Here is a 10,621-nt window from a genome sequence, read left to right on the forward strand (position 1 = left end):
ATCATAGTTGACATTAAAATAATTGTCAACGCTGTTATGCAATTACAGCTTGAATTTCCCCAACTGATCGATGAAGTGCTTGCTCTTGGGCACAACCCCGACGCTCCGTGAATAAATTTGATCGAGGACTTCACGAAGTGCCTTCTTGGTCTGATCGCCGACCTTGATGTGGGTCAGCTTCGATAAATCCACCACGGAAAACAAACGCAGATAATAAATTGTCCGCGCATCCAAATGCATCCGATAAGGATCTTTATCCCAGTGGTTCCGACAAAGCAAACCGCCATAGGCTTCCGAATAGTCAAAGGGCAGATCCGTCCGGTGACAGATCACACAATCTACCCAATCCGGCGCCACACCATATGCGTTGAGCAGCTGCACTTCAAAAATATTGGTGATGATCTGCTCATCAAACCCTTCATCAATCAAATGCAGTCCTGTCAACAGCTTATCGTACCAAGTCGGAATTGGTTCGCCATCAGGATACGCCATGTCAATCAACGACATAATGTATGTGGCATAAGCGTTCTTGGTGATATCTTCACTGATGTTTTGAAAGTGATCAAGATGCTTATCAGTCATAATATAAGACAAACCATCATCTTTGATGTCACCACTATACAAACCATAGGTAAATGGCAAAACAGCAGCTCGCATCTTGAATTTTGGTCGTTTTGCGCCTCTGACCAGGAACATTTTTTTGCCAAATTCCTTTGTCAGAAACTTTATCAGCAGGTCATGTTCCCGATAGGCTTTTGTATACAGCAAAATGCCGTTAAAATCAGTTCGCTGACCTTTTGACAAAGTCGTTCACCTCTAATAATTATCTTTACGGTAACCGTATGAATTGAGCAAGTTTGCTTTATCTCGCCAATGTGGCTCAACTTTAACCCAAAGCTCCAAGAATACTTTATTGCCCATCATATTTTCAATGTCTTTTCTGGCAAGGGTCCCAATCTTTTTCAACATTGAGCCACCCTTACCAATCACAATCCCTTTTTGACCGTCACGTTCAACAATGATAGTGGCGCGGATTCTCAACAGACTTTCTTCAGTCTTGATACTCTCGATCACCACGGCAGTTGAATGTGGAATTTCCTGTCTCGTCAATTCCAAGACCTTTTCACGAATTAATTCAGAAATTACAAACCGCTCAGGATGATCGGTTACCTCATCTGCAGGATAATACTGCGGTCCATTCGGTAATTCCTTGATTAAAGTATCAATCAGTTCAGGCACATTGTTCCCCTGTAGAGCTGAAATTGGATAAACGTCCTTGAATTCCAAGGCATTTTTGTACTGATCAATAATCGGCATAATATCATCAGGCGAAATCTCGTCAATCTTATTAATTAACAAGTAAATGGGCTTATCAACGTTCTTAAGCTGGTCAATGATGAAATTGTCACCGGCACCACGATGTTCGGTTGCGTTAACCATGAACAAGACAGCATCAACTTCTTTTAATGCCGACAATGCCGATTCCATCATAAAATCGCCCAACTTATTTTGGGGTTTATGAATACCAGGTGTATCGATGAAAACAATTTGCGCATCTTTAGTTGTGTAAACACCCTGAATCTTATTTCTGGTTGTTTGCGGTTTGTCACTCATGATAGCAATTTTTTGACCGATTACTCGATTTAAAAATGTTGACTTCCCAACGTTTGGTCGGCCGACGATGGCAATAAAGCCTGAATGAAAATCTGGATTATCCATTTTTTACCCCTCTTATTTTAATAATGTGATAAATCTGGGAACAAAAATCAGCATGCCAATGATTACAGCAAAAAGTGCCGACAACAAAACACCACCGGCAGCAACATCTTTTGCCCGTTTGGCAAGTGAATCAAAATGGTGACCGACAATTAAGTCAACAACGTTTTCAACAACGGTATTCAACACCTCTGAGCCGATAACTGAGAAAAAAGCAGCGAACAGCCACAGCCATTCATTGATGCTGATTCTCATGATGATGGCAAACGTTAAAACAATAATTGCCACAACCAAATCAATCCGAAAGTTCCGCTCCTCCAACAAAAGCCGCTTAATGCCATCAAGGGCGTGGCCTACCGACTGGAAAAACGTCTTATTCTTATCCAATTGTTGTTTTTGCTTATCTTTTGAGTCCATAGGCATTTAAAATCTCTTTTTGAAGCGGAAACATAACATCCGCATCAGCTTTCTTCATATGATCATAACCATTGAGGTGAAGGAATCCGTGAACGCAAAGAAAGCCAAGCTCTCGTTCAAATGAATGACCGAGATAATCAGCTTGTTCAGCAACTTTGTCAACCGACACAAAAATATCGCCAACGTTTTCAGGAATCGCTTCTTTTAATTCCTCGTCCATCACAATCGGAAAGTCATCGGCATCATCATTGTCATCTTCAATTGCAAAGCTGATCACATCAGTAGCACGGTCAACGCCCCGATATTTCTTATTAATTTGATGAATCTCATCGTTATTGACCAGTGTCACCGACATTTCCGTGTTGTCTGCCAAATGAATATAGGAGCCGGCAAAGTCCAACACATCACGGATTAGCTTCTGATCTTTTTCGGGGACACCTTTTTCAGTTTTATCGTAAATTTCTAAATCCATTAAGTTAATTCCTCAAGTCTTTTGTAAATTAATTGCCGCTTTTTTCGTAAGCAGTGATGATTTTGGCAACCACCGGATGTCGAACAACATCTTTTGCAGTAAAAGTGACAAACTCAATTTGATCAATGTTCTTTAAAATCTTTTGAGCCGTTACCAACCCGCTGGCTGAATGCTTCGGTAAATCAATTTGTGAGATGTCTCCATTCACAATCATTTTCGATCCAAATCCGAGACGGGTTAGGAACATTTTCATTTGCATATTGGTCGTGTTCTGGGCTTCATCCAAAATAACAAACGCATTGTCCAAAGTCCGCCCACGCATGTATGCCAATGGCGCAATTTCAATTGTGCCGCGATCCATCAGGCGTTCTGTATGCTCGGCACCGAGAATGGCATGAAGTGCATCATAAATTGGGCGCAAATACGGGTCAACCTTTTCTTTAAGATCACCAGGCAAAAAGCCCAAGCTTTCTCCAGCTTCAACGGCAGGTCTTGTCAAAACAATTTTGTCAACGGTTCCCTTCTTGAGAGCAGCAATTGCCATGACGACAGCCAAATAAGTCTTACCAGTACCGGCAGGACCGATTCCAAAGGCAACATCATGGTGCTTGATTGCCTGAATATACTGCCGCTGACCAAAGGTCTTAACACGGACTGCCTTGCCTTTTGCATCTTTTATGAGTACTTCATTGTAAAGGTCTTTAAAGTACTCCAGCGTGCCATTTTGAGCCATATTCATCGCGCTAATAAAATCGCTGCTGTTAATATTTATGCCCTTCTGGATTAAAGAGAGAATATTCTCCAAAATATGGACTGTCGTGGTGACGGCTTCATCCTGACCAGTGATTCGTAATGAATTGCCAAAGACGTTAATGGAGACATCCATTCCCTCTTCAATGATTGTAATGTACTCGTCTTGAGTACCGACAATCTGCAATAATTCATTAGGGTCAGATACAATAAACTCTCTTGTAACTTGTTGAGTATCAGCCAAGTAAGTGAGCTCCTTTTCATTGTCATATTTATTCAGATACTACCACAAAGCTGTGGCTTCCTAAAGGAAATCTAACTTTGAAGTTGTTTCTTAACGAGTTTGTTAATAATACTACCGTCTGCCTTACCTTTAACCTTAGGCATAATTGCACCCATGACTTTACCAAAATCGGCCATTGATTCTGCACCAACCTGAGAAATGGTGTCAGTAACAACTTTTTCGACTTCGTCTTCAGACATTTGTTTTGGTGCATATTCTTCGGCAATCTTTAGTTTGGCTTCTTGATCCTTCACCAAATCTTGACGGTCGGCTTTTTGAAACTCTTCAAGAGATTCTTTTTGCTGCTTAATCTCTTTCATAATGATATCTTGAATTTGAGCTTCGGTTAAATCATGGTTTCCATCTGCTACTTTGGCATTCATAACTTGTGCCTTAATACCACGAATAACACCAAGTCGGACTTTATCACGGGCCTTCATGGCATCCTTCATGTCAGAAAGCAATTTATCATATACACTCATCAAAGTAACCTCTTTTCAGTTAATACTTAAATTTTAACATTAAAAAAGATCAGAGACTAATAAACATTAGCTCCGACCTCTTTACCATCATTTATTAAAAACGACGTTTCTTTTTATTGTTCCGCTTACGTGCTGCTTCAGACTTTAACTTACGCTTAACACTTGGTTTTTCATAAAACTCTCGTTTACGATATTCCTGTAATGTACCGCTTTTAGAAACTGTACGTTTGAAGCGTCGAAGAGCATCATCAAGAGACTCGTTTTTACGAACGACTGTCTTTGCCATATGAAATTCCCTCCCTCCGAGCTTAAATGTAACTGTTTAATCAACACTAAAAGTGCTTTCTAAAACGGTTCGAAGTAAATTATACATATTAATCGATACATCGTCAATGATTTAAGATAAAATTGATGATGCATGTTAATATTTAATTAACAAATATAATTTTAGGGGTTATTTACCATGCAAACTCAAAACATTTTTATTATATCCGACTCAAGCGGTGCAACGGCACAGACAATTGCCCAAACTGCTCTGTCACAATTTCCAGACGTCAAAGCCGAGATTCGTCGGTTTCCGTTTATCCAGACCGACTCGATTTTACGGGGAATCTTGAAGATCGCCCTGAACAAGCAGGCAATGATCTTCCACACATTGGTCAACACTGATTTGAGTAAAATGGTTCAAGACTTTTGTAAAGAAAACGGCCTTTCTGACTTCGACTGTGTCCAATCGCCCATGAGAATGCTCAGTAAATTGACAGGCGAACAGCCTGCTCATGTTCCCGGTCTCATCCATGATTTAAACCAGAACTACTTTGAGCGGATTTCAGCCATCGAATTTGCCGTGGAAAATGACGATGGGAAGAATCCAAAAGGTCTTCTAGAAGCCGACATTGTGTTGCTTGGAGTCTCCAGAACCTCCAAGACACCGTTATCGCTATATTTAGCTAACCAAAACCAACGGGTTGCCAACCTGCCGATTGGACCGGATTTACAGCTTCCCGAGGAAGTTGAGGATATTGACAAGGACAAAATGTTTGGTCTTTTGAATACCCCGGAGAAACTCAGCAAAATTCGTAAACAGCGAATGATCTCATACGGACTAAATGCAGACACGCCTTATTCAGATCCAAAACACATCAAAACTGAATTAGAGTACGCAAAAAAGCTGTATCGAAAAATCGGCTGTTTAACCATCAATGTGGCTAACAAATCGATCGAAGAGACAGCAACCATTATCCTGGAAAGTTTAAATTTGAATACGACCGAATTTGAAGATTAACCGAAACACCCTAATATGGCTTGCCGGCTTTCATATCTTCAATAATATTTGGGTTGAATTCCTGTTTTTTGAGCATCGCAACTTCATAACCATGTGGGTTCCACTTAATATTTTTATTATCGGGATTTTTTAAAATCGGCGTTTCCATTATTTTGGGAACGCTTTTTAGTTGGTCATGATGGGCAACATAGTTAAGCGCATCAAAGCCAATTGTCCCTAATCCAATGATTTGATGGCGATCTTTGTGGCTTCCCTGTTCATTTTTTGAATCGTTTAGATGAATCACTTTGAGGCGATCCAAACCGATGACGTGGTCAAATTCGTTTAAAACGCCATCAAAGTCATTCTTAATGTCGTAACCGGCGTCACTTGTATGACAAGTATCAAAAGTCACGGCCAACTTATCATTGTCGTGAACCTTATCTATAATTTCAGCCAGCTGCTCAAACGTCACACCCACTTCAGTACCCTTTCCAGCCATTGTTTCCAAGGCAATCTGAGCATGCTGATCTTTGGTAATCACTTCATTAAGGCCTTTGGCAATTTGATCAATCGCTTTTTGAGCACCGGCACCGACATGAGCTCCGGGATGCAACACAATTTCCTTAGCGCCAATGGCTTCGGCCCGCTTAATCTCCTGTTGGAGAAAGGTAACTCCAAAAGCAAAGTTTTGTGGTTTTAACGTATTCCCAAGATTAATAATATAGGGCGCATGAACAACCACTTCTTTGAGTCCATTATCCGCCATAAACTGCTTGCCGGCGTCAGCATTTAACTTCTCTATCGGCTTTCTGACGGTATTTTGGGGTGCTCCTGTGTATACCATAAATACATTTTCGCCAAAGGATGCTGCTTCCTTGGCTGAACCCAGAAACATGTCCTTACCATTCATGCTGACGTGTGAGCCAATTAAGAATGTGTCATCACTCATTGTGTTTTTCCTCCCTTTAGAATCAATTGACTAACTTTTTCGGATGCTTCACCACTTTCCCAAGAACAGAACTTTTCGTTAAAAGCGTTGAGATTGGCTATGTAATTGGTAAAGTTTCCTTCAACAGCGTATTGCTTTAAAATTTGATAAAAATCGGCTTCATGGAGAGCCATTGGGCCCGGCAGATTGTCCTGGTTGTAATCAAAGTAAAACCCTCTGAGCTGATCACGATAATGGGCCAAGTCATAAGGATAAAAAAGCATTGGTCGCTTAAGATTGGCATAATCAAACATCACCGAAGAATAATCCGTAATCAGTAAATCTGTAATCAAGTATAACTGATTGATGTCAACATCCGCCAAAATTTTTACCCGGTCTTCGAAGCCGGTAATGTCGATGCTGTCTTTAACCAAGTAGTGCGGTCTGATGACCAATAGTGTCTCTGCAGAAACTTTGTCAAAAAACTCAGCCAAATCAAAAGGTAAAGTGAATTTATATTTCCCTTTCTCTGAAAAATCATCATCCCGCCAAGTTGGCGCATACATCACAACCTGCTTTGGCTGAAAGCCAAATAGGTTCTGCTTGATTTTGGCGATAGAATCGGCATTGTTACCTGAATATAAAACATCGTTTCTGGGGTAGCCGATATCCAGAAAATGGCCAGAATACTTAAAGGCAGACTTAAAAATATCATGAGAATATTGATTAGGGGCGATCAGATAATCCCACCGTGCCGCTTCATCAATAAATTCTTGATGGTATTCTGCCGTTGAACTGCCAGGGATCTCAACGTTATCAATATCCACGCCCAGCTTTTTAAGTGGCGTTCCATGCCAGGTCTGGATAAACGTTGTCTGGGAGTTTTTCTTCCACCACTTGGGCATTCTGGAATTCATCACCCAAAAATCCGCGCGGGCGATGTACTTGACCCACCCCGGTGTAAAACGCCTAATAAAGTGAATATCAGGATAGGTTGATGAAAGCTTTCGATACTCACTTGGTTTGACACTAAAATAACAGCGTTTGGTGGCGGTCGGGTCATCTTTTAACAGTTGTTTGTATATAGCAAGTGGATTATCACTGACGTCCTTGCCGTTAAAACTTTCAAATACGACACTGCCCTTTTTCACCGGCATACAAATAAACCCATCGTTCATCACGATGAGTATCATGCGGGCTATTAATTTAATTAATTGAATCATTGAATGCTTCAAAAAATTCACCCTCAAAACTAGATTAAGTCAACAAATCTTGATCGGAATTTGTAATGTAAATGAGAACCGACGAGAAGGAAGAAGAGAATCATTCCCCAAAAGATGATCGTCAAAGTCGGTTTCTGCCAGAACCAGGCCGTCCCCAACATACCATCACGGAAACCGGAGACAACGTAGAAGAATGGATTGAGTTGTAAGATATGAACAAATGGTGCAGGAAAAGCATCGGTCTGGAAGTTAAACAGAACGCCGGACATATAAAACAGCATCCGCATCAATGACTGGAGTAAAATTCGATAATCTCGAACCAAAACCGAGATTGTTGAGTTGAAAATTCCAAAAGCAATCAACCAGGCAATCATACAAATGAAATAGTAAATCCATTGAATCCAATAAATGGAAGGTGTCACACCATAAAGAAAACCAATGATAATTGAAAAGACCAACATGGTCCAAAAAGCACTCAAGTTACTGACAATTTTAATTGTTGGCAGGACACTCACTGGAAACTTCATTTTCGAAACCATTCCAACTCGCTGATAGATACTCTTCGAAGCATCAAGCGTTGCCCGGTTCATGAAGAACCAAGGCGTAATCCCGATAACCATCCAAACCAGGTAATCAATCCCATGGGTGGAATTCCCATGTTTTAAGCCGATACCAAATACCAGCCAATAAATACCGATCTGAATCAACGGATACAAATATTCCCAAATCAAGCCCAAGTAATGACTTTGGTACTCAGCTTTATCTTCATACTTTGAAATTCGAAAAATAATGCCGATATTTTGAAATTGTTCTTTTATTAAAGTACTGATTTCTTTCAATTTGAGGCACTCCTTAATTAGACTCTAAGAATTTAACGTAGCGATCGATGACGCGCTTGGTGGCGTGACCATCATTATAGGTATTCCAGTGTTCGTTAAACTGATCAAAGTTGACCACTGGTGATGCCGAAATCTGATCTTTGAGCTGCTCGACTTTATAAACCGGCTCTACCGGTAGCCAGTCGAGAAAATCATCTTGGACGCCAGGATCTTTTTGATAATTGTCCAAATCAAACATAAAAAATATCATCGATTTTGCATTGGGTAATAGACTGAAATCAAAGGCAACCGAGGAATAATCGGTAACCAAAGTATCGGCGACAGCTAATAAGTCGCTGGTTTCAAGTTCATGATAAAACTTGATTTTGGGATTGCCAATTCGTCTCATTGGAACTTCGCGATCTCGAAGAACCGGGTGCAGCTTGATAACAACCAATGCATTTGGATCAGCCGCCAAAGCACTGCCCAGTCCTTTTGGCAGCTTAAAGTTCTGATGTTCCCGATAAGTTGGGGCATACAAAATAACTCTGTGATTTCTTAATTCGGGTGCTGAACGAAAAATCCGTTCTCTGGCTTTCTTCTGCCATTCCGGATCAAGATACTGATCGGAACGCGGATACCCCAACAGTTTGATCTTATCAAACTTTTCGTGATAACTGTTGACGAACACTTGACCCATCGCTTTTGAGCCGACAATATATTCGTCAAAGTGATCATAAACCTTCTGAAATCGGTGTTTATCAGAGTTGCTTCTCATTGCAGTCGTTGGATCTTCCCAGCCGAACTTCTTGATGGCGCCGTCCGCATGCCAAATCTGAACAATCTTAGTCGTTGGAAGCTTTACCAACCCACCCAAAAAGGCATAGTAGTTATCGCAAATAATGAGCTTGGCAGACATTAATACCGAAATATCTTCAAAAACAAATTTCAGTCCGTCACTAAATGGGCGCGTAGTGATTCCAAAGGCTGCTAAATCAGTTGCAGCCGCCTCCGTGTTAGATTTGTAAAGCACGTACAAAACATATTTATGTGGTAATCGCTGTGCAAGCTGCTTGATGAAATCAACATTATCATCAAAGCTCATTACATAAACGACCTTATTCTTTGGTCGCCAGATATTCATTATTGAGAATAATCTGATCAGCCATAAATAAACAACTTTCAAAATCTTCACCATATTTCAGTATATTGTGGTCACACACAAAAAATATTATAACATAAACCCTCTGGAGAACTTGTTTCTTAGGAAATCTTTAGAAATGGGCCTTAAGGTTTCGGCTCATAAAATCTCCCCAGAATTTTGACGGAATCGGCAATACTGGCAAACGCATTTGGATCAGATTCCAACAACGCTTCCTCAAGTTCGCCCATTTCATACCTTGAAATAACAGTGAATAAAATTGTTTTGGCATCGTGCCGGTAAGCCCCTTCAGCATTATGAACAATCGTAATTCCTCGACGCAGATGATTTTGAACGCTGTCAATCACGGTATTGGGCCGATTAGTAATAATCATCACCTGCATCCGTTGCTGTCTGGTATACGTCATATCCATGATCCGGGCATTAACAATCAAACTCAATACTGAGTAAAAGGCATACGGCCATCCATACATAATTGCAGCCGAAATGATGATCAGAGAATTGAAGGCAATATTAATTGTTCCAATGGAATTACCAGTTCGATGCCGGATAACAATTCCTAAAATATCCAAGCCACCAGTTGAAATCCCATTTCGAAGTGCCAGTCCGGTTCCAAATCCATTGACTGCACCACCAAAAATGGCACAGATGATCGGATCATGGGTCAATGGAATCGGCTTTAACAATTGAATCATAAAGCTCGAAAGAAAGACGGTAATAATCGTAAAGATCGTAAATTCATGACCAATGGCGCGCCAAGACAGCACAAATAATGGCAAATTCAAAAGGAACAACGCGAGTCCAGTGGAAATCGTAAACGGAAACGCCCGGGTACTAATCGTATTAAGCAACTGGGCGAAACCGGTAATTCCTGAAGAATAGATATGGCCCGGTGTCCAGAAAAAATTAACCGCAATCGATACTAAAATTGCATAAATAAATGAGGTTGAAATTTTGGTTACGTAAGTATGCCGACGCATTAATTTGGAAACATCATCCATATAATAAATCCCCTTCGAAAACTTTTTGAACGTCATGCTTAATGATAAACGTATCTGACAAAAATAACACTAAAAGGGGCTGGGACAAAAGTCCCAGTTAAC

Annotated in this window: 13 protein-coding genes; 1 reads left to right on the forward strand and 12 read right to left on the reverse strand. The window is 40.6% G+C overall.

Translation table 11 applies throughout. The features are described 5' to 3' along the window. Positions 1-42: 42 nt before the first annotated feature. From recO to rpsU, 7 genes are all read right to left on the reverse strand, one after another. Positions 43-804: a DNA repair protein RecO gene (gene recO, locus FD17_RS08725; protein ID WP_057825678.1), complete on the reverse strand. Its 762-nt coding sequence runs from the start codon at positions 802-804 to the stop codon at positions 43-45. A gap of 12 nt (positions 805-816) precedes the next feature. Next, a complete protein-coding gene (era, locus tag FD17_RS08730; protein WP_057825680.1) occupies positions 817-1,719 on the reverse strand; it encodes a GTPase Era in 903 nt (300 codons plus the stop codon). A 12-nt stretch (positions 1,720-1,731) separates the two neighbouring features. Then, positions 1,732-2,139: a diacylglycerol kinase family protein gene (locus FD17_RS08735; protein ID WP_057825682.1), complete on the reverse strand. Its 408-nt coding sequence runs from the start codon at positions 2,137-2,139 to the stop codon at positions 1,732-1,734. Next, complete coding sequence (gene ybeY, locus FD17_RS08740) at positions 2,117-2,605, reverse strand: rRNA maturation RNase YbeY (RefSeq protein WP_057825684.1); 489 nt, start codon at positions 2,603-2,605, stop codon at positions 2,117-2,119. The genes FD17_RS08735 and ybeY overlap by 23 nt, the downstream gene beginning before the upstream one ends. A 28-nt stretch (positions 2,606-2,633) precedes the next feature. Further along, positions 2,634-3,599: a PhoH family protein gene (locus FD17_RS08745; protein ID WP_057825686.1), complete on the reverse strand. Its 966-nt coding sequence runs from the start codon at positions 3,597-3,599 to the stop codon at positions 2,634-2,636. Between the two features lie 71 nt (positions 3,600-3,670). Beyond that, positions 3,671-4,120: a GatB/YqeY domain-containing protein gene (locus FD17_RS08750; protein ID WP_057825688.1), complete on the reverse strand. Its 450-nt coding sequence runs from the start codon at positions 4,118-4,120 to the stop codon at positions 3,671-3,673. Positions 4,121-4,214: 94 nt separating this feature from the next. Further along, complete coding sequence (gene rpsU / locus FD17_RS08755; RefSeq protein WP_003553874.1) at positions 4,215-4,406, reverse strand: 30S ribosomal protein S21; 192 nt, start codon at positions 4,404-4,406, stop codon at positions 4,215-4,217. A 177-nt stretch (positions 4,407-4,583) separates the two neighbouring features. Between rpsU and FD17_RS08760 the strand changes: the two genes are divergently transcribed. Next, positions 4,584-5,405: a pyruvate, water dikinase regulatory protein gene (locus FD17_RS08760; protein ID WP_057825690.1), complete on the forward strand. Its 822-nt coding sequence runs from the start codon at positions 4,584-4,586 to the stop codon at positions 5,403-5,405. A 10-nt stretch (positions 5,406-5,415) separates the two neighbouring features. Here the strand turns inward: FD17_RS08760 and FD17_RS08765 are convergent, their stop codons facing one another. The 5 genes from FD17_RS08765 to FD17_RS08785 form a co-directional block, all read right to left on the reverse strand. Then, positions 5,416-6,336 (reverse strand): deoxyribonuclease IV, encoded by a 921-nt coding sequence (locus tag FD17_RS08765; protein WP_082617184.1) that lies wholly within the window; start codon positions 6,334-6,336, stop codon positions 5,416-5,418. Continuing rightward, complete coding sequence (locus FD17_RS08770; RefSeq protein WP_057825692.1) at positions 6,333-7,550, reverse strand: CDP-glycerol glycerophosphotransferase family protein; 1,218 nt, start codon at positions 7,548-7,550, stop codon at positions 6,333-6,335. Before FD17_RS08770 ends, FD17_RS08765 begins: the two co-directional genes overlap by 4 nt. A gap of 17 nt (positions 7,551-7,567) precedes the next feature. Further along, complete coding sequence (locus FD17_RS08775) at positions 7,568-8,377, reverse strand: ABC transporter permease (RefSeq protein ID WP_057825694.1); 810 nt, start codon at positions 8,375-8,377, stop codon at positions 7,568-7,570. 13 nt (positions 8,378-8,390) lie between these two features. Beyond that, positions 8,391-9,542, reverse strand: coding sequence for a CDP-glycerol glycerophosphotransferase family protein (locus FD17_RS08780; protein WP_057825696.1), 1,152 nt, complete (start codon positions 9,540-9,542; stop codon positions 8,391-8,393). A gap of 101 nt (positions 9,543-9,643) precedes the next feature. Beyond that, positions 9,644-10,519 carry a YitT family protein gene (locus tag FD17_RS08785; protein WP_057825698.1) on the reverse strand — a complete coding sequence of 292 codons (876 nt, stop codon included), beginning with the start codon at positions 10,517-10,519 and terminating at the stop codon, positions 9,644-9,646. Between the last annotated feature and the right edge of the window lie 102 nt (positions 10,520-10,621).

It is taken from the genome of Lentilactobacillus sunkii DSM 19904 (genome assembly GCF_001435575.1).
GTDB lineage: Bacteria > Bacillota > Bacilli > Lactobacillales > Lactobacillaceae > Lentilactobacillus > Lentilactobacillus sunkii.